Annotated in this window: 17 protein-coding genes; 16 read left to right on the top strand and 1 reads right to left on the bottom strand. The window is 33.0% G+C overall.

Going from position 1 to position 19,551, the window contains the following annotated elements; genetic code table 11:
- The first annotated feature begins 104 nt into the window (after positions 1-104).
- The 14 genes from MN204_RS16330 to pseI all read left to right on the top strand — a co-directional run bounded on the left by MN204_RS16330 (position 105) and on the right by pseI (position 16,027).
- A complete protein-coding gene (locus MN204_RS16330; protein WP_249872155.1) occupies positions 105-1,523 on the top strand; it encodes a surface carbohydrate biosynthesis protein in 1,419 nt (472 codons plus the stop codon).
- A 362-nt stretch (positions 1,524-1,885) separates the two neighbouring features.
- A complete protein-coding gene (locus tag MN204_RS16325) occupies positions 1,886-2,776 on the top strand; it encodes an NAD-dependent epimerase/dehydratase family protein (RefSeq protein ID WP_249872154.1) in 891 nt (296 codons plus the stop codon).
- Between the two features lie 213 nt (positions 2,777-2,989).
- Complete coding sequence (locus tag MN204_RS16320) at positions 2,990-3,979, top strand: ATP-grasp domain-containing protein (RefSeq protein WP_249872153.1); 990 nt, start codon at positions 2,990-2,992, stop codon at positions 3,977-3,979.
- A 140-nt stretch (positions 3,980-4,119) separates the two neighbouring features.
- Entirely contained in the window at positions 4,120-4,347 is a 228-nt protein-coding gene (locus MN204_RS16315; protein WP_249872152.1) for a hypothetical protein, read from the top strand.
- Between the two features lie 885 nt (positions 4,348-5,232).
- On the top strand, positions 5,233-6,012 hold the full coding sequence (locus MN204_RS16310; protein WP_249872151.1) for a 3'(2'),5'-bisphosphate nucleotidase CysQ family protein: 780 nt from the start codon (positions 5,233-5,235) through the stop codon (positions 6,010-6,012).
- Between the two features lie 148 nt (positions 6,013-6,160).
- Positions 6,161-7,039: an aldo/keto reductase gene (locus MN204_RS16305; RefSeq protein ID WP_249872150.1), complete on the top strand. Its 879-nt coding sequence runs from the start codon at positions 6,161-6,163 to the stop codon at positions 7,037-7,039.
- Positions 7,040-7,045: 6 nt separating this feature from the next.
- Positions 7,046-7,831, top strand: a complete 786-nt coding sequence (locus tag MN204_RS16300; protein WP_249872149.1) for a cytidylyltransferase domain-containing protein — start codon at positions 7,046-7,048, stop codon at positions 7,829-7,831.
- Positions 7,832-9,124: an aminotransferase class III-fold pyridoxal phosphate-dependent enzyme gene (locus MN204_RS16295; protein WP_249872148.1), complete on the top strand. Its 1,293-nt coding sequence runs from the start codon at positions 7,832-7,834 to the stop codon at positions 9,122-9,124.
- A 31-nt stretch (positions 9,125-9,155) separates the two neighbouring features.
- Positions 9,156-9,836, top strand: coding sequence for an LbetaH domain-containing protein (locus MN204_RS16290; RefSeq protein ID WP_249872147.1), 681 nt, complete (start codon positions 9,156-9,158; stop codon positions 9,834-9,836).
- Between the two features lie 82 nt (positions 9,837-9,918).
- Positions 9,919-10,482: a UDP-4-amino-4,6-dideoxy-N-acetyl-beta-L-altrosamine N-acetyltransferase gene (gene pseH / locus MN204_RS16285; RefSeq protein WP_249872146.1), complete on the top strand. Its 564-nt coding sequence runs from the start codon at positions 9,919-9,921 to the stop codon at positions 10,480-10,482.
- A 1,435-nt stretch (positions 10,483-11,917) separates the two neighbouring features.
- On the top strand, positions 11,918-12,862 hold the full coding sequence (locus MN204_RS16280; RefSeq protein ID WP_249872145.1) for an NAD-dependent epimerase/dehydratase family protein: 945 nt from the start codon (positions 11,918-11,920) through the stop codon (positions 12,860-12,862).
- Positions 12,863-12,877: 15 nt separating this feature from the next.
- Positions 12,878-14,080 (top strand): UDP-4-amino-4,6-dideoxy-N-acetyl-beta-L-altrosamine transaminase, encoded by a 1,203-nt coding sequence (gene pseC / locus MN204_RS16275; RefSeq protein WP_249872144.1) that lies wholly within the window; start codon positions 12,878-12,880, stop codon positions 14,078-14,080.
- Between the two features lie 189 nt (positions 14,081-14,269).
- Positions 14,270-14,965 carry a PIG-L deacetylase family protein gene (locus MN204_RS16270; RefSeq protein ID WP_249872143.1) on the top strand — a complete coding sequence of 232 codons (696 nt, stop codon included), beginning with the start codon at positions 14,270-14,272 and terminating at the stop codon, positions 14,963-14,965.
- A gap of 24 nt (positions 14,966-14,989) precedes the next feature.
- Positions 14,990-16,027 carry a pseudaminic acid synthase gene (gene pseI / locus MN204_RS16265; protein ID WP_249872142.1) on the top strand — a complete coding sequence of 346 codons (1,038 nt, stop codon included), beginning with the start codon at positions 14,990-14,992 and terminating at the stop codon, positions 16,025-16,027.
- Here the strand turns inward: pseI and MN204_RS16260 are convergent.
- Positions 16,020-16,256 carry a hypothetical protein gene (locus tag MN204_RS16260; RefSeq protein WP_249872141.1) on the bottom strand — a complete coding sequence of 79 codons (237 nt, stop codon included), beginning with the start codon at positions 16,254-16,256 and terminating at the stop codon, positions 16,020-16,022. The genes pseI and MN204_RS16260 overlap by 8 nt on opposite strands.
- A gap of 1,046 nt (positions 16,257-17,302) precedes the next feature.
- Here MN204_RS16260 and MN204_RS16255 point away from each other — a divergent pair.
- Both MN204_RS16255 and MN204_RS16250 read left to right on the top strand, forming a co-directional pair.
- Complete coding sequence (locus MN204_RS16255; protein ID WP_249872140.1) at positions 17,303-18,157, top strand: BC_2427 family protein; 855 nt, start codon at positions 17,303-17,305, stop codon at positions 18,155-18,157.
- Between the two features lie 136 nt (positions 18,158-18,293).
- Positions 18,294-19,115: a CsxC family protein gene (locus MN204_RS16250; protein ID WP_249872139.1), complete on the top strand. Its 822-nt coding sequence runs from the start codon at positions 18,294-18,296 to the stop codon at positions 19,113-19,115.
- Positions 19,116-19,551 lie beyond the last annotated feature (436 nt).

The raw sequence follows: 19,551 nt of genomic DNA, 5'->3' as shown, positions 1-19,551 counted from the left end.
ATAGAATTACTATATATTTTAGGTTTTAATGATCAATTAAATCTTTATTCATAAGATCAGGCATAAATAAGAATTATTTAGAATTTTGAAGGAGTTGTAGTTATATGAAACCTAAAGCGAAACTGGTAGATATGATGGAAATAAAAATGAAGAAGCGGAATAACATGGAAAGAAAAAAAAGCAAAAATAAATGGTTATTCCTACCAATTGAAACTAAAGTGAGAGAAATAGATGCAAAATTACTTCTTGCTTATTATGCAGCTCAAGAGAATTATAATGTGGTATTAGGTTTATCTGAATTGGTCGAAGAGGCACTGGAATTTTTGCCAAAAGGGATTTTTCTTGATAAGGGTTACAGTAGTAAAGATAAATTGAGAAGATTTAAAATTGCTAAGGATAATGGTCATATATCAGTTAACCTGGAAGAGGAAGGTTTCCCCCTAACTGAGAAGGATTTGTATTTAGCTAAACATGTCGATCAAAAAAGCTTAAGTATTCTTAATTATGAATTTTGCTGGGGAGAAGTTCAAAAAAATACATTAACAAATGCATACCCGTTTGTTGAAAAGAAATGTTATATAACAGGAAATCCGCGTTTTGACCTGTTAAAGAAAAAATATAGAGTCCTATTCGATGATAAAGTTGCAAAAATAAAAGACCAATATGGATCTTTTATTCTTGTGAACACTAAATTTCCTTTATACACGAAGGCAGTTGATGACAACGGAACTATTAATGAAAAGATTTTTAATAGATTAGGAAATGTTTATGGTGAAAACATGACAAATAACATGTTAACTGAATATAAAAATTTTATTATTATGATAAAAGAGATAAGTAAAAGGTACCCAAAGACCAACATTGTAGTTCGCCCTCACCCAAGTGAAAAATTTAGTGTTTATACACAGGACTTGATGGGTTGCAAAAACGTATTCGTTGTACAGGAAGGTAATGTCATTAACTGGATATTGGCTTCTAAACTTATTATTCACAGTGGTTGTACCACTGGCGTTGAGAGTTTTTTGCTTGAAAAGCCTGTTGTTTCATATATAACTACCAAGTATGCTAAATATGATTTACCCAATGAACTCAGTATTAAAGTATACAATATAAGAAATCTATTTAATATAATTGATCATGATATGGAGAATTATAAATTTGGCGATGATAAGTTTGACGAAGAGAAAAAAATAACATTGTTATCGAAGCATTATGCCAATGGAGATGTAAATTATTCCTATAAAATTATACTGAATATTCTAAATGGGATTATAATAAATAATGATTATCCGAGTGATAATATAGTTTTAAATAAAGAGTTACTATCTAAACTTAAGAAAGAATTAAATAAAAAAGTTTATCGTGAAAACACAATTGTTAAACAGAAATTCCCAGACCTTACGGGCGAAGAAATAGAAAGTTTTTTTAATAAGCTTAATAAAATTGAAAAGAAAGAAAATAAAATTGTTGTTCGAAAATTGCATGATAAATTTTTCGAGATTACAGCAAAACAGGAAGGTTAAATTTTAGGATGTTGATTCCTTAGTCATAAAGTTAAGGATAAAATGAATATGCTTTATAGGTGAGTATAAAAACCAAATAATTTGACTGCATTAAGAGTGAAAGAAACAGACATGTGTAAGTTTGACCAACCACTTATCCATACTACTTCCAATATCTGCAAAACATACTAAAGACGCCTTCTTACTAATATTGTTCTTGATCATTTAACCATAGTCATAAAATTCCGATTCGAGGAATTGAGATCATAATTCTAAAAAACAATTAAAAAATTCCTTGAATTGTCGAGCAAAAACTTTATAAAGACCTATGAAAATTAATGATTCAGCTGCCTTACAAAATAATAAGATGAAAGGAGAGCATAATGAGTAAAATTTTAATATTAGGTGGAACGAGGTTTTTTGGAAAACAATTAGTATATAACTTATTAGAACATGAACATGAGGTTACAGTTGCAACACGAGGTTTGACAAAAGATCCTTTTGGGAAAAGAGTCAATCGATTAATCATTGATCGAGCAGTTAAGTCAACCCTTATAAACGCCTTTAAGAACAAAAGTTGGGATATTGTTTATGATCAGACCAGCTACTCACCCAAAGAAGGTCTTTATGCAACCCAAGCATTAAAAGGAAAGGTTAAGCGGTATATTTTCACATCCTCACAGTCTGTTTATGATTTTGGTACAAACCGAAAGGAGGAGGAGTTTAATCCACTCACTTTTTCCTTTTTGAATAAAAATAAACAAGAATATCTCGGCTTTAAGGGATATCAAGAAGGAAAAAGAGCGGTTGAGGCATTATTATTTAACGATACTGCATTCGAAGTTGTAGCTGCACGCTTTCCAATAGTAGTTGGTAAAGATGACCATACAAAAAGATTAGCGTTTCATGTTCATAAAGTATTAAATAATGAGTCAATTGGTATTTCAGAAAAAGAACTCAGGTATAGCTTTATTCGGTCTGATGAAGCAGCTGATTTCTTATATGATATAGGTCAATCAGCATTTACTGGAGCTATTAATCCAGGGTGTAGTAACGATATTGCATTAGAGGAGCTCATTCAAAAAATCGAATCCAGAACTGGTGAGAAAGCATCAATCACGAAAAAAGTAACAAACGAAAATGCGTCTCCATATGAACTTGAAGGGTCTTGTTCAATTAATACTGAAAAGGCAACTGGACTTGGTTTTACCTTTTCAAATATCGATAATACTTTTGATCATTTAATTGATTATTATTCTGAGAAACTAATATGATTTATAAAAATATTTCTGAAAAAAGTCCATAGAATCAAGAGACTGAAATGTATATAAAGGGAAGAGGGAGCTTGCGTACAATGAGAGACCTAAAAAAGGGGGACTTGTGGATAAATAAGCAGGATATGACATCTCCTTATTTTTATCAAAATATTAGAATAATTATTAAAAGAATATTATGAAAGACTAGTGGATTCGTTGGGAGGATTTTAAATGAGTCAAAAAACAGTATTTCTAACTGGAGCTGGCGGCACAGCAATCCCCATTTTAATAAAACGACTAAAGCAAAAAGGGTTTAAAGTACTTGCTGGTGATATGGATGATTTTGCTGTCGGTTTATATTTAGCAGACAAAGGATTTATACTTCCAAAGGGCCAATCACCTGAATTTCTGCCAACTATTAAACGAATTTGTAAGGATGAAAGTGTGGATGCAGTGATTCCCTTGGTCGATGAGGAACTGTTGTCTGCAATTGAATTAGAAAAGGAAAATATACCCGTACTCTTACCTCAAAAAAGTTTTATAAATTTATGCTTAGATAAGTCTATGTTGATGAAGAAATTAGCAGAGCATCATATTTCAGTTCCCAAAACGAAACTCGCCAGTGAGGGGTGCAGAGATTTAATATTTCCGATAATTGCTAAACCACGAGTTGGAAGAGGTAGTCGGGGAGTCAAATTTTTAGCTTCAGAAGAAGAATTCAATAGTTATGTAAATAGAATAAATCAACCAAGCTCAATTATCTTACAAGAATATATTGATGGAAAAGAATTTACAGTTTCTGTAATCGTTTGGCGAGATGGTAGTGTTCAAGGTGTTGTTCCAAAAGAAATCATTCAAAAACAAGGTGTAACAAAAATAGCAGTATCTCGTCGAAATAGGAAAATTGAGGATATTTGTTTAGATATTCAGGAAAAGTTGATAGCCGATGGACCATTTAATGTTCAATTACGTTTAAATGAAAATGGGGAACCATTTATTTTCGAAATTAATCCTCGTTTTTCTACAAGTATATCTCTCACAATGGCCTGTGGAATTGATGAACTTAATATTATATTAAATCAAGCACTAACAGGGAAAGTAAAAACAAACCCAATTGAATGGAAGGAGGGTATTGTTCTTTTAAGGCAAACATTAGATGAATTTATAACAGAGGAGGAGTTTAAAAGCCATCAAAATAATATTTTTGGGGGAAGTAATTGAACTTCGAATCATTCTATGTAATTACTTGATTAAAACAGATATTAATTCTCGAGAAAATATAAATAAGAATAGGAGATTTAATTGCAAACACTAAAGTAATTGCGGAGATTGCTAATGCCCACCAAGGAGAATCATCAAATTTGCAAATGCTTATTCTCGATGCTGCTAAAGCCGTGGCCGATGCAATAAAATTCCAATGGTTTAAATATGATCATTTAGCCACTACAGATTATGAAGGGTATAACGCTTACCGCACTCTATTTATAAAGGAGTGTGACTGGGCAAATACTATTGGATTTGCAAAAGGCCAAGGGTTACAAATATGGATAGATGTTTTTGACGACTTAATCTTCATTAGATCCACATAAATTTAAAGATATGGTTAATAAAATAAGGTCAGCGAAAATTATACAAGGGAATAACAGTGTTTATAGCGCGCAAAGAAAATATTTAAAAGATGCATTACGTGTAGTTGCTAAAAAGGATATTTCTGTAGATGAACCAATTACACCTATAAAGTTTCTTATAAACGTACAAGTATTATAGAGAGTTTTATGCCATCTGAATTTGCTCATGGCGACTACAAAGATCTTTAAAAATGAACCTATAAGTGAAAATAAAGTTAAAATACCTAAAATAATAATAGTTGTAGTCGCTAGATTGAAATCTACCCGTTTAAAGAATAAAGCGTTAATACCAATTAATGGTCTAGCGTCTATAAAATGCTGTTTATTAAATTGATTGGCAGCAAAAAAAATAGATGGGGTAGTTCTTGCAACTTCATAATTTAAAGATGACGCCCCTTTGGTTGAAATAAATATGGGTGGAAAAGTAACAGTTGTTAAGGACCATCCAGGTAATATTATACAAAGGATTTTAAAGGCATCGTAAATACCCAATGCAGTGTTGTTTTACGTGTAACTGGTGATAATCCAGCTGTTTCTCCTGAAATATTGATTTTTCCTTGATAAGCACCTACAAAATGATGCTTTACCAAATAGCAAATTGGAACAGGTGCAGATGTATATAATGTTAATGCATTAAAAAATTGTCATCAATAGATCAGTCATTGACCCATTCAGAATACTTGTTTCTATATTTCAATTAAAGTGGGAAGAGAATGTTACTTTCCTCGAAGAAATTAATAATGCAACAACATTTAAAAGTTAGCTTTTAATATTAATGGAAGTTAATCTATGAAATTTTAAAGGTATGAAAATTGTTTTTTTTATTAATTCCGGAGGGTTTTTAATATGATTGAAGAAATTATGGATATTGTTATAAGTACAGGGAAATTAATAGTTAAAAATTCAGAAGTTGGTTCGAAAGGTAAATGGAAAGGAACACAGTTTAAATCAAAAGCTGACCAAATAGCCCATGAAGCTCTTTTTCGTTTGTTACATCAACTAGACAATATTCCAATAATTAGTGAAGAAGAATCAACCTCCCTGGTAGAAAAGAGACCAAGAAGGTATTGGTTAATTGATCCAATTGATGGAACTGCAAGCTTTGTGCAGGGTTTTTCGGGTTTTGTAACACAAGTTGCACTTATGGAGGATAATAAGCCCGTAATGGCCGCTATTTATGCTCCAAAACTTGACTCGCTTTATTCAGCTGTAAAAGGTGAGGGGGCTTATCATAATGGAAGTCGACTTTTTCTTAAAGGCAAGGATAACATAGATACATTGATTGATAATTACCCATATCCGAATGGTCTTGCCAAAAAAGTTTATGATCAGTTTTCTTGTTCTAACTATATTGAATGCGGGAGTATTTCATTAAAAATATGTAAAGTGGCAGATGCGACAGCAGATTTGTTTGTAAAGGACGTTATAGTAAGAGATTGGGATATAGCAGCACCTCAATTGATTTTAGAAGAAGCAGGCGGTTTTTTGAGCGATATTCAGGGAAACACATTTTTTTATAATGACCAATACAATAACAATGGTTTGGTAGCATCTAATTCGTCTATTCATTGTAAAGAAGTAGCAAAATGGTATAACAAGTTGGATGGAAAGGATGAACGGGGATGAGTACATTAGTTATCGTAGTAAATTCTAATGGTGAAATAAATGACGACGAAGTAGCCTATTAATGTATCTTTATGAAAAGTGGAAAGACTGTGGGAAGAAAAGGAATTTCTGAATCGAAATATTGGAATATGTAAAGGAAGCTAAGAATATGAAAATTGCACTAGGAACAGTTCAATTTGGAATAAATTATGGTGTGACCAACCCTTCTGGAAGATCCCCTATACAGGAAGTAAGACAAATTTTGGAATTTGCGAGTAAAAACGGAATAAGTATGTTGGATACAGCACCTTCATATGGTGAAAGTGAAAAGGTATTAGGTGGAAATTCTTTAACTAATTTCAATCTTGTTACGAAAACCCCATTTATTAAAAGACAAATCATTGGTGAGAGTGAAGTTGATTATGTTGTAAAAGTATTTTATGATTCCTTAAAAAAACTAGGAGTCAAGTCCTTATATGGATTAATTATTCATCAAATCAGTGATATTTATAAATCTGGATTTGAGAAACTTTACGTGAAATTAAAACAATTAAAGGAGAACGGGCTTGTAAAAAAGATAGGTATATCTGTTTATGAACAATCGGAAATTGATTATTTTCTAGGACGGTATAAATTTGATTTGATTCAACTTCCTTTAAATGTCTTTGACCAGAGATTATTAAAGACTGGGACTTTATCAAAACTTAAAGAGGAAGATATCGAAATTCATGCGCGTTCAATTTTTTTACAAGGAATCCTTTTGGCAGAGCCTGAAGTATTACATTCTCAATTTAGAGAAGCACAATGTGTTCATACTAGGTATTACGAAGATTTACGAGCAAATGGATTATCATTGTTAGAAGGTGCATTATATTTTATTAAGGATATAACAGAAATAGATTATGCAGTAATAGGTGTAAATAATTTTAAGCAGTTAAATGAAATATACAATAGTTATTTAAATATTATGAATTATAAAAATGTCGGTATTGATTACACAAAGCATTCAGTGAGTAACGAAAAAATTATAGATCCTAGGAAATGGTGATACAGAATGAATCTTGCTATTCTTCAAGCCAGAATGTCATCAAGTCGCTTTCCTGGTAAAGTATTAAAGCCGTTAGCAGGAAAACCAATGCTTCTACAGCAAATAGACCGGATAAAAAAAAGTGAATTTATTGATAAGTTGATTGTTGCAACTACGGTAGACACTAGTGATGATGCAATAGCGTTAATGTGTGAAGAAAATAATATACTATACTATCGAGGCAGCATGGAAAATGTTTTAGAAAGATTTTATCAAATTTCCAGAATTTATGAACCAAAGAATATTATCCGTTTGACAGGTGATTGCCCGCTTATAGATTCAGATATTATTGATCAAGTAATCGAGCGTCATTTAAATCAAAAGAATGATTATACTAGCAATACAATTTCCCCTACTTTTCCAGATGGGTTAGATACTGAAGTGTTTACAATGAAGGCACTTGAAGAAATATTTAAGAAAGCAAATAGACCGTCTTTAAAAGAGCATGTTACCTTATATATCCATGAAAATCCTGCAAGTTTTAAAATTGAAAATATCGCTAATGCGGAAAATCTATCAAATCATAGATGGACAGTGGATGAACCTGAGGACTATGAATTGGTTTATCTTATTTATGAAGGTTTATACTCTAATAAACCTGATTTTACTTTTCATGATATTCTGAAATTCCTAAATGAAAATACAGAGTTGCAAAAGTTAAATGCAGTTTATAAAAGAAATGAGGGATTGCGAAAGTCACTTAATCAAGAATACGAAAGAATTAAAAATCTTAATAGAAAGGGGATGGAATAAATGTCCAAACGATATGAGCAGTCTGAATTAATGTTAGAGAGAGCAATGAATTCGATTCCCTTAGGTGCTCAAACATATAGTAAAAGTATTACTCAATTCCCGTATGGGATTTCGCCATATTTTGCAAGTCGTGGTGAAGGTGCGTATTTGTATGATATTGATGGTAATAAATATATTGATTTTATTAATAGCCAGGCATCGGTAACGCTTGGGTATAATGACCCAGATATAAATCTTGCTGTTAAAAAACAGCTTGAACAAGGTTCTATTTTTTCCCTTTCACATACTATAGAAACACAAGTAGCTGAAAAAATAATTGAGATGGTTCCATGTGCTGAGATGGTTCGATTTGGGAAAAACGGATCTGATGCAACAGCTGGTGCGGTAAGAATTGCAAGGGCATATACAAATAAGGAGTACGTTGCAGTTTGTGGTTATCACGGTTGGCAAGATTGGTATATAGGCTCAACGAGTAAGGATTTAGGTGTCCCCAATGCTGTAAAAGAGTTAACACTGAAATTCGAATACAATGATATACAATCATTACAAACATTATTTGAGCAATATTCAAACAAAATAGCAGCTGTAATTCTTGAGCCAATGAATGCAGTAGAGCCCGCTCCAGGATTTTTAAAAAATATTAAAACACTTACACATCAAAATAATGCAGTTTTGATTTTTGATGAAATGATAACCGGCTTTCGATATACAAATGGCGGAGCTCAGGAATACTTTGGAGTAACGCCTGACTTGGCAACATTTGGAAAAGGAATAGCCAATGGATTTCCAGTTTCAGCGGTTGTTGGAAAGAAGGATATCATGATGTTAATGGAAGAAGTTTTCTTCTCTTTTACTTTTGGCGGTGAGACTCTGTCGCTAGCTGCGGCACTTGCAACTCTGAATAAGTTACAAAAAGAACCTGTAATCAAAAGAATCAAAGAGAATGGAACTAAAATTATAGAAACAGTAAATAAGCTAATAGAAAGTCATAAATTAAAAGATGTAATTTCAGTTTCAGGACATCCAAGTTGGTCTTTTTTAAATATTGAAAATAAAAATGATTATTCGAATCTTGAAATCAAAACTTACCTTATGCAGGAGCTATTTAAAAGAGGAATTTTAATGTATGGAACACATAATATGAGTTATGCACATTCATCTGAAGATTTACGGAAACTTTTTTTAGCGTATGATGAAGTGTTTTCTGATCTATCTTCAACCTTAGCTTCTAAATCCTTGCTGGAACAATTAAATTGTAATCCCCTAAAGCCATTATTTAAAGTTAGGGATTAAGTAGAAAAACTGTTAATGGATGTGATTACAGATGAAAATCATTAATGACTTATCAGTCGATGATTTATATAGATTAGTAGAAAAACAATTATATAATCTATTTGAATTTGATAAAAGTAACGAAACTAAACTACTTTATAGAGGAATTGACATCGCATTGAAAAGGATTGAAAGAAACTTCGCCAACAATAAAAATAAGTATTATTCAAAGGATGGGAAGCCATTTTTTAATCCTTTTCACTCAGGTCAATACACCATTTTTTTATACTATCTATCAAATACTATAAAAAAGGAAAGTGGTACGTTGGCTGATAGAATATACTTTTTGAATAAAGCATTAAATGCTGTAGATCTATTTTACGAGATAGAATTGCCTGAAGTATTCTTTTTAGAACATCCTGTAGGAGCTGTTATGGGGAGAGCTGAATATGCTAATTTTTTTAATTTTTCCCAAAACTGCACTGTAGGAAACAACAAAGGGGTGTACCCTAAGTTTGGTGAATATGTAACTATGCTTTCAGGATCCAAAGTAATTGGTGATACAAAAATAGGCAAACATTGTATTATTGCTGCAAATACTTACATTAAAGACACTGAAATTCCTGATAATAGCATTGTATTTGGTAGCTCTCCTGATTTAATCATTAAAAGAAGGACGAAGGAAGAAATGGATAACTTTTTTGCTGAACAATGGAGAACAGAGCAAGGATAGTAGAAGGGCATGTTAGCTGGAGTTTAGCGAGTTATATTATTATTATTTATATCCTTTGTGGTGAAAAAATGGGGTTGTGCTCATGAGTATATGGGATAGAGTTTCTTTAGAGACAATAAACGATATTGACTTACAGATGGTATTATCCTGGCGTAATCAAGACTTTGTAAGAAGGATGATGTACAACAGCGAAATTATCTCTAAGAAGGAGCATTTAGAATGGTTTGCTAGAATTCAAAATAGTAATACATCAATAGCAAAAATTTTTTATTTTGAAAACCAACCCTATGGTGTCGTCAATATTCATCAGATTGACTATACGAACAGAACGTGTGAATGGAGTTTTTATATAGGTGAAAAAGGAGCTCCATCGGGATTGGGAACGATTTTGGGGTATTTAGCTATTGATTATATTTTTAATCGCCTCCATCTAAGAAAGTTGTGTGCGGAGGTAATTGAATTTAATTATAAGAGTTATCACTTTCACAAAAAGTTTGGTTTTGAAGAAGAAGGACTTTTAAAAGAACATATTAAAAAAGAAGGTAAATATGTTGATATATATTTATTTGGGTTGTTTAAGTCTAACTGGCTAGAACAATCTAATCAACTAAAAGAACAAATTGAAATTAAATTTATAGGGCAATAAAGATTATTATTACAAGATAAAAAAACTACTGACACTAGAGAAGTGAGTGTTTCTTAGCAGATAAGATAGTATAAAACTTTCTTATGCTGCATAAGTACAACTGAGGCCTTCGTAATAAAGATTTAGGCGAATGCCAAGTTTTCTAATAAAGAATTTAGTTTAGAATGAATAACGGATTTCGATTATATGTAGTAAATTTGCTCATACACTTTCGAGTACATGTATGTATGAATGTGCATTAGGCGAGGAAGGGATTAATGGAACTGCCACTTCAAGAATTAGTATGGGGCAGTTGATAGAATAGGTAATTTATGGAGGTGGGCATTACGTGAGCCTATATTCCTTTTATATTGACAGCTTTGATGATTTTAATATCAATAATGTGGATGCAGTATTATAAACACGGGAAGATTATGAAAATCATTTGAAACACAGTGAGCCATTCATCCAAGCTGGCTTACCCATTTATATTGATAAACCTATTGCTGTAAATACATGGATGGCATCAAACACATTAAATAGTGAGTTAAGGGAAGGTCAAATATTCTCTTACTCTCCTGTAAAGTATTCTAAGGAATTTTCAATTAGAAATGGGCTTAGAAAAGTTGGGTGAAATTAAAAGTATTCATGCGACAAGTATTCCATACATGTACTCGATCCGATATTAAAAATAATAGGTTTTGATCAGGAAATCATTTCGTCAAAGACTACTAAAACAAATGGTGCAGTAAATGTTATTTATTTACCCCATTACGTTTAATGAATACTATAAAAAGCTTAAAAACTGGTAAATGAAGATATTTAGAGTATAAGGGATATTAACTCTAGTTTTTTACCTGAGTGGCGACCAGGAATTGACTACAGAAATGTCTATAGCTCGAAAAAATCTGAAGGTGGTGGCGTTTCTACAGACTTAATTTATGAGTGGTACTATATTACCTATTTGTTTTGGTTTCCCTACAGAAGTATATAATATAAATTGGGAAATATTCATACCTAGAGATAAATAGTGACGATTTATCAGTATATATTGCCAAATATAATGAAATGTTATTAGAATTACATTTGGATTATTTTGGACGGGAGAAAAAGCGTGAGATAGAAATATTCACCAAAAGCGGAAAGATAATTGGTGAATTTGTGGATGATTCAATTAAATTCTCTGATATGAGGGGTGACCTGCGATTTGTTGAATTGAATTCGGATATGTATCTGGAAGAATGGAATATTTTTTGAAAAATGTAATTAATAACAATAAAGAAGAAAACAACATTCAACATGCTTATGAAGTATAGAAGATTGCAAAGAAAATTAATTAAGGAGTTCGATTTACAATTTACCCCTATTAATTTCGGAAGATATGCTAGTCCGCATGAATATATTTCAATATGCCAAAATAAGATATTTTAAGAAGCATTGGAAAGGATGAAGTTTATTGAAGATTCTTGTAACAGGAGGAGCAGGTTTTATTGGAAGATGGGTAGTCGATCGACTTTTAAAAGATGGCCATCAGGTTTGGGTGCTGGATGATCTTTCAAATGGAAGAATAGAAAATCTGGAGGGTCTAGGAAACCAGAAAAATTTTATGGATTTTATTAAAGGTGATATAAAGGATATCCGGGTGCTAAATCACTTATTCATTAAAAAATTTGATATTTGTTATCACTTAGGCGCTAGCATAAATGTACAGGACAGCATCGAAAATCCCAGAACGACGTTCGATAATGATGTCATTGGCACCTTTAATATCTTGGAGCAATGTAAAAGAAATAATGTGAAGATTGTATTTATGAGTACATGTATGGTGTATGAGCGTGCATTGGGCGAGGAAGGGATTAATGAAATGAATACAACTAAACCAGCTTCTCCATATGCTGGCTCAAAATTAGCTGCAGAAAATATGGTGTTGTCTTACTATTATGCCTATGGTCTTCCAGTAACAGTTATTCGTCCGTTTAATACGTACGGTCCCTATCAAAAAACGGGGGGAGAAGGTGGAGTCGTCGCCATTTTTCTAAAAAACAAGTTGGCAGGTAAGCCCCTTCACATATATGGAGACGGCACGCAAACACGTGATTTACTTTATGTAGAGGATTGTGCTCGCTTTGTTGTGGAATCTGGTTATTCTGACAAGGTAAATGGAGAGATTGTAAACGCCGGGCTCGGTAAAGATATCAGTATAAATGAGTTAGCAAAGTTAATGGTCGATGATGAAACTCGTATTAAACATATCACACACATTCATCCGCAGAGTGAAATACCCAAGTTACTATGTGATTACAGTAAAGCTAACGAACTACTGGACTGGGAACCAAAATATAGTTTAGAAGATGGAATTAAAAGAACAGAAGAATGGATTAAATCAACGAACCTAATATAAGGAAAGGAGCAAAAGATGAAAAAAAAGGAAAATCTAGCTCTACATGGAGGCACTCCGATAAGAGATTCTTATTTACCATATGGAAAGCAGTGGATTGATGATGAAGATATAAAAGCTGTCATCGATGTATTAAAAAGTGATTTTATTACTACTGGACCAACCATCACCCAATTCGAAAAAGCAATTGCCGAATTTGTAGAAGCGAAGTATGCTGTAGCATTTTCTAGTGGAACTGCTGCACTACACGCTGCATGTTTTGCAGCTGGAATAAAGGAAAATGATGAAGTGATAACCACTTCCATGACCTTTGCAGCAAGCTCTAATTGCATTTTATATGTCGGCGGTACCCCAGTATTCGCAGATATAGATCCCAAAACGTATAATATATCCCCTCAATCTATCAAATCCCATATCAATGAAAAAACAAAAGCAATCATAACCGTTGATTTTACAGGACAGCCAGCTGAATATGATGAGATTAAGTCATTAGCCAAAGAACATGGAATAGTCGTTATTGATGATGCTGCACATGGATTAGGCGCCACATATAAAGAAAAATATATAGGTTCAATAGGTGACATGACCATATTCAGCTTTCATCCTGTCAAACACATCACTACTGGTGAAGGTGGAATAATAACGACCAACAATGAAGATTATCATGAAAAGTTACTACTGTTTAGAAGTCACGGGATAACTCGTGATTCTCTGAAACTCAAAGACAATCAGGGGCCTTGGTATTATGAAATGCAAGAACTTGGATTTAATTATCGGATGACAGATATCCAGGCTGCACTTGGATTAAGTCAATTGAAAAAGTTAAACCCATTTCTTAAAAAAAGAAGAGAATATGCGAAAAAATATAGCGAAGCCTTTGCAGATATGAATGCAGTCATAACGCCGTATCAACAAGATGCCGCTAACTCTAGCTGGCATTTATATATCATTCGATTAAAACTTGAGAAACTGAATGCAGATCGTACTGAAATATTTAAAGCTTTACAAAAGGAAAATATTGGGGTGAACGTGCATTACATTCCGGTACATTTGCACCCTTTTTATCAACAATTGGGTTATAAAACCGGGCTATGTCCAAATGCAGAAAGAATCTATGAAGAAATTATTACTTTACCATTGTTTCCGAAAATGTCTGAGCAAGACCAAAATGATGTAATAGCTGGAGTAAAGAAGGTAATTACCTATTATGCTACTGATTAAGTTGAAGAAAAGGGATAGTAGCAAGCGATCATTCAAGCACTGATATTTGTCCCGGTTACCAGGAGTGCAAATGGATATCAAAAAGCTTTTATTTAAATTAGCTATTTTAGATTAGAATTTGTACTTGCTTCTATAAAAGATGGCTATAATTCATTCAGATGTAAAAATATTCAGTAAGGGTGAAAAATAATGAAACGGACTATTTTGGTAATTGCTGCTCATCCTGATGACGAAGTCCTTGGTTGTGGCGGTACATTGGCTAAGCATGTTCTTAATGGCGATGCAGTGCACTCTATAATACTTGCTGAGGGGATCACGAGTAGAGATAAAACTAGAAATAGGGATATAAATTCCGAAAAACTATCTGACTTAGCTAAAGCAGCACAAAAAGCTAATGACATACTAGGTGTCCATTCCCTACAACTATATAAATTTCCGGATAATCGTATGGACTCACTAGACCGCCTAGATGTTATTAAAGTTGTAGAAGAGATAGTGAGTAAAGTGCAACCTGACGTTATTTATACCCACCATGTTGGAGATGTAAATATTGATCACCGTCGTATTCATGAAGCAGTAATAACAGCTTGTCGACCAATACCAGGAAATCATTTAGTAGAAGAAATATTATTTTTTGAAACAGCTTCAAGTACAGAATGGATGACCCCTGGATCAGCTCCTCCTTTTAATCCAAACTGGTACAATGATATTACTGAAACTCTTTCATTAAAATTAAGATCTTTGGAGTCCTATAAGTCTGAAATGCGAGAGTGGCCACATGCGAGATCAATTAATTCATTAGAACATTTGTCTAGATGGAGAGGTGCAAGCATAGGAGTTGAAGCAGCAGAAGCATTCATACTAGGAAGAAAGATTATAAAGTAAATTATTGAGAGAGGGATACTGATTATGGGAAATATTATGTTGGGTAATAAGTATGTAGGTAATTCCTTTCCTCCGTTCATCATTGCAGAGATGTCTGGTAACCATAACCAATCCTTAGATAAGGCGCTAGAAATAGTTGAGGCAGTAGCAAAATCCGGGGCGGATGCGCTGAAAATTCAGACATACACGGCTGATACGATGACTTTAAACGTGAGGAACAAAGATTTTATGATAGATGATCCAAAAAGTTTATGGAATGGTGAATCCTTATATGATTTATATGACAAAGCGCATACACCATGGGAGTGGCATGAACCTATATTTAGACGGGCGAGAGAGGCCGGACTAATTCCTTTTAGTACACCATTTGATGAAACGGCAGTAGACTTTTTAGAAGGATTAGGTGTACCATTTTACAAGATTGCTTCCTTTGAGAATAATGATATTCCCTTAATTGAAAAAGTTGCTTCTACAGGGAAAGCTATGATTATATCTACTGGTATGGCTACTGTTGCTGAATTAGATGAAACCGTTCGTGCAGCAAGAGCTGCAGGGTGTAACGATATCGTGTTATTAAAATGCACTAGCACATATCCTGCTACACCTGAAAATACAAATATATTAACAATTCCACATATGAGAGAGCTTTTTGATTGTCCAGTAGGTTTATCTGATCATACCATGGGTACGGGTGTATCTGTAGCAAGTGTGGCACTAGGAGCGACTGTAATTGAAAAGCATTTCGTTCTTGATCGATCTGAAGGTGGGGTTGATGCAGCATTTTCTATGGAGCCACAGGAAATGAAAGCACTTGTAGAAGAAACAGAGAGTGCTTGGAAATCATTAGGTAAAGTTAAATATGGTCCTACAAAAGTAGAAAAGAATTCATTGCAATTCAGACGTTCAATATATGCTGCAAAGGATATTAGAAAAGGCGAAACATACACATCTGAAAATATTCGAGTTGTCCGACCAGGATTTGGTATGAAGCCTAAGTATTATAAAGAACTCTTAGGTAAGAAAGCAGAAAAAGAGTTTAAATTTGGGGATCCTATTACTTAGGAAAATTTTTAGATATAGCTCTATTGAAGATGTAGATTATATTCAATAGAGCTTTTTTTGGGGAGATTATTTTATTGTAGGCAAGTGTATTTAATTCCTTTGATTTACCATTTCCATCAACAAGTTTTTTAGCTTTTTCGCTTAAGGGATTGCTATCAATTTTCCCAAGAAAATACATAACTTCATCTTTAATTTTTCGCTCTGTAACCAACCAATTCTTAAATACCATAATGGTTAATACCTAATTGATCTACATTCTTACAAAGTTCTATTTGATTATCAGTAATAGCTATATATATTCTAAAAAACAGAAATTATTGCTTTTTTAGTAATACCTTAAGTATTTTAATAAGAAGGGGAAAGCATTACGTAGAAGGAAATTCTATTACATGAGGTGGAAGTAGAAATGAAGGTAATTCTGTCTCAGTTTTGCTAAACCTGAGACAGAATTACTCTATTCCTATGTTCAGAGCCTTCAATTTAAAGGGAAGATTACAGCACAAATTAAACATCGCGTAAAAGTTTATATTTTTATGAACAACAAGATTATGGTAAATTAGTCGAGGATTCCTAATTCGTTAATTGGAATAATGATGCTTAAGACCAAAAGTGGAAACGTTGTTAAAAACATCAAAAGTTCATTACTTTTATGATAGTTACTACGCTTAATATACCACCTAAACGTTAACGTGCAAAAACAGGTTTAAGTGATCCACTACGTCAATGTACAAAAGGATGTTTTTTCATATATCAAATTATATGATGTGGCTTAATGTAGTGATTTCTATAAAGATTAGTTTTCTATAACTACAATTGAAATGATGTTCTAAGAGTGGGTATTTTTAGTGGGAAAACTTTTTTATTATTTTTAATGCGACTAAATGCAATGCCAATCCGGCTACTTCTAGCTAACAAGATAGCCCTCTGTCCCTAAGGAGTCCAGCGCTTTGATTCTCTCTTTCGGATAATTCATTCTCTCGCGGTAGCTAATTAATTGGTCAACAAGCCCCAGGAAGTGCGTACGTAGACGAATTAGTGGTCGTCTTCTTCACGACTCCCTTATAAATACTGGAGTGTGGTATGTAATTTTGCCATCACTTTTGGCAAATACGGCTAAACTTTATCTTGCATATCATACGCAGGTTCTACTTCTTCACGTTCTTTTTCTTATAACCTAATTTGAACGAAGTAAAATTCGTGTTAACAGGGACAAAAGATGATTAACTGCATAAATAAGTATTAAGTAAGCAGTATTGTTCGAGGAGTGAAATTGAAATGAAATTTAATAATAATTATAAGATTACGTCCCTCTCTGCTCCAAAGAAAACGAAGACAGTAGAGCTATCTAATTATCATAAGAATAGCGACAAAAACACTGTTTTAACAGGATATAATACATCTATGGGTAACCAAGTTAAACACATTAAAGTTCCATTTTCAACTTATATAAAAATTGATGATTTTCTTCAAAAGCCAATTTTCTTTCATACAGCCGAAAGTTCGCTTAACTTCAAAGATCAAACTGGTATGAGCCCTGACTTTGAGACATATCAACTTAATACTTCTACTTATTATCATGAGCAACCATATGGCAGATTGGTTTTTTCTAACGTACATTCAATGATGAATTTAAACAAAGAGTCTTCTAAAGTATCTAAGAAAAATAACAACTTCCAGCAAGAAATAACGAGACCTTCTAAACAAAACTCAAACTCACTAGAAGGGCACGACATTTTTAGTAGTACATTTCCTTTTGCAAAGTTTCTTATTCCAGTCGTACTTGGGGAATATGATATTGAAATCGTATTAGAGGAAAACACGCTGATGGACAAGGGAATCATCAGGATTTTGGATGTTTCAACAGAGGTTGTATTGACAAATTGTAAATTCTTACCTTCCAATTTCAAACATTCTTCAGATCAAGCGAAACGGACAGCTTCAAATGGTATATTATTTGTTGAAGGATTTATTCAAGAATCAATGGAATACCTCCCTGCTATTAATTGGGAAAAGGTGTCACCACGAGAATGGTTAAAAAAAGTTTATTATCGAGTAGACCAAAAAATAATAGCAAATTTAAAGATCCAATTGCTGCAATTAGTTGAATTTGAAAATTCCCATAAAATCTAAAATAAAGAAATTTCAACTTACTAATAAAAATCCACGATTGACTCCTATTATAAGTCCATGCATAATTTTACTAACTGAATATCTTATTATTGTAAAGGTAATAGCCTTTAACAAAAAAATAGGAGGAATTTTTATTATGGTAGGTTATGGTTATAGTCAAAGCTATTTAAATAAAAATATTGTAAAGAAAGATCCTAGTCCTAGAAAAGTAAATTGTGATGTTAAAGCGCGTACAGAGGTTCAACTTCCAGATACTCCCGCTACTCCTGTCGTTAATCCAAATCTAACTGATGCGTTTATTAAAGTCCCGCTAGTTTTAGCTGAGACAACTCTTCAAGTCGTAGTAGAAGCTGACATTCCGCTTGATCCGCCAGCATCTGAAATTAAAAGAGTATTAAAAGATGTTTTCTTAACACAATGTAAACTCGTTCCTGTTGGTCCATTTGAAGAAATAAATGAATCAGGATTCTACACTTCTGAAGGAGCTAAGTTATTCGTAGAAGGATATATTCGCAAAAACATCGAGTATGCACCAAAAGGCTGTAATAGCGCACTACGTACTTTAACAGCGAAGGTTCCATTTTCTGGTTTTGCAGATTTAACTGGTGAAGGTGATCTTAATAATTTTCCGATTTTCGGTTTTGGAGATCAAAGAAGAGCACAATTTCTCGACCCTAAACATGGAGAATCTCCTCGTTTAGATAAATACTTCTTCCAAAATAGCGTCATTTACAATGAACAGCCATTCTGTGAACTTATTAGCGCGGAATTCTTTGAGCTTGACTTTTCTCCGCATTCATTTGACTCGCACGAAAGCAAACACTCTAATAGCGGCAGCTTTAACAAATTACGTGAAAAAATCGTTACAGATCTTACTTTAAAAGTGTTACAAGTTCAACAAATTCCACTTACTGTAAATGGTAGTGTTGCAAAACACGGACACGAAGAAGATTGCTAGGAATTATCTAACACAAAAAGTCTTTTAATTATTGGTGAAAACAAGTTGAGCTTATTAATTGCTCAACTTGTTTTATAATTATAAATCTAAAAAAATATAGTCTATTAAAAAGTAGAGCTTATTTAATTTTATGAAGTTTTCATGTGTATTAGAAAGAAGTAATCTCAGATATTTTCCTCACGTATGGTCAGTGTCTTCAATATTCAAGCAGCTGCTGAATCAACCTCTATTCGTTTTGCATCATCCAAATGAATACATGAGAAGAATTATCCGACCATAGCAGCATTTTTCATACTGGGGCATCGAGTTGCTCATAATATCTTTTAATCAGTTCGTAAGCATAAAAAAGTCAACATCTATATTCAAGTGTGGAATTCGCTTCACTAAAAAGCTCCTTCTAAATTATCTTAAGGAGATTGTTACATTAATTAAATAT

The organism is Oceanobacillus saliphilus (assembly GCF_023522835.1).
Lineage (GTDB): Bacteria > Bacillota > Bacilli > Bacillales > Amphibacillaceae > Oceanobacillus > Oceanobacillus saliphilus.
Note: the sequence above shows the minus strand (reverse complement) of the source record. Positions and strands in the feature narration are given on the sequence as shown.

What these genes read in the sequence shown, in the direction of transcription:
- MN204_RS16330 (WP_249872155.1), top strand. Translation starts at nt 105, where the DNA reads ATGAAACCTAAAGCGAAACTGGTAGATATGATGGAAATAAAAATGAAG.
- MN204_RS16325 (WP_249872154.1), top strand. Translation starts at nt 1,886, where the DNA reads ATGAGTAAAATTTTAATATTAGGTGGAACGAGGTTTTTTGGAAAACAA.
- MN204_RS16320 (WP_249872153.1), top strand. Translation starts at nt 2,990, where the DNA reads ATGAGTCAAAAAACAGTATTTCTAACTGGAGCTGGCGGCACAGCAATC.
- MN204_RS16310 (WP_249872151.1), top strand. Translation starts at nt 5,233, where the DNA reads ATGATTGAAGAAATTATGGATATTGTTATAAGTACAGGGAAATTAATA.
- MN204_RS16305 (WP_249872150.1), top strand. Translation starts at nt 6,161, where the DNA reads ATGAAAATTGCACTAGGAACAGTTCAATTTGGAATAAATTATGGTGTG.
- MN204_RS16300 (WP_249872149.1), top strand. Translation starts at nt 7,046, where the DNA reads ATGAATCTTGCTATTCTTCAAGCCAGAATGTCATCAAGTCGCTTTCCT.
- MN204_RS16295 (WP_249872148.1), top strand. Translation starts at nt 7,832, where the DNA reads ATGTCCAAACGATATGAGCAGTCTGAATTAATGTTAGAGAGAGCAATG.
- MN204_RS16290 (WP_249872147.1), top strand. Translation starts at nt 9,156, where the DNA reads ATGAAAATCATTAATGACTTATCAGTCGATGATTTATATAGATTAGTA.
- pseH (WP_249872146.1), top strand. Translation starts at nt 9,919, where the DNA reads ATGAGTATATGGGATAGAGTTTCTTTAGAGACAATAAACGATATTGAC.
- pseC (WP_249872144.1), top strand. Translation starts at nt 12,878, where the DNA reads ATGAAAAAAAAGGAAAATCTAGCTCTACATGGAGGCACTCCGATAAGA.
- MN204_RS16270 (WP_249872143.1), top strand. Translation starts at nt 14,270, where the DNA reads ATGAAACGGACTATTTTGGTAATTGCTGCTCATCCTGATGACGAAGTC.
- pseI (WP_249872142.1), top strand. Translation starts at nt 14,990, where the DNA reads ATGGGAAATATTATGTTGGGTAATAAGTATGTAGGTAATTCCTTTCCT.
- MN204_RS16260 (WP_249872141.1), bottom strand. Translation starts at nt 16,256, where the DNA reads ATGGTATTTAAGAATTGGTTGGTTACAGAGCGAAAAATTAAAGATGAA.
- MN204_RS16255 (WP_249872140.1), top strand. Translation starts at nt 17,303, where the DNA reads ATGAAATTTAATAATAATTATAAGATTACGTCCCTCTCTGCTCCAAAG.
- MN204_RS16250 (WP_249872139.1), top strand. Translation starts at nt 18,294, where the DNA reads ATGGTAGGTTATGGTTATAGTCAAAGCTATTTAAATAAAAATATTGTA.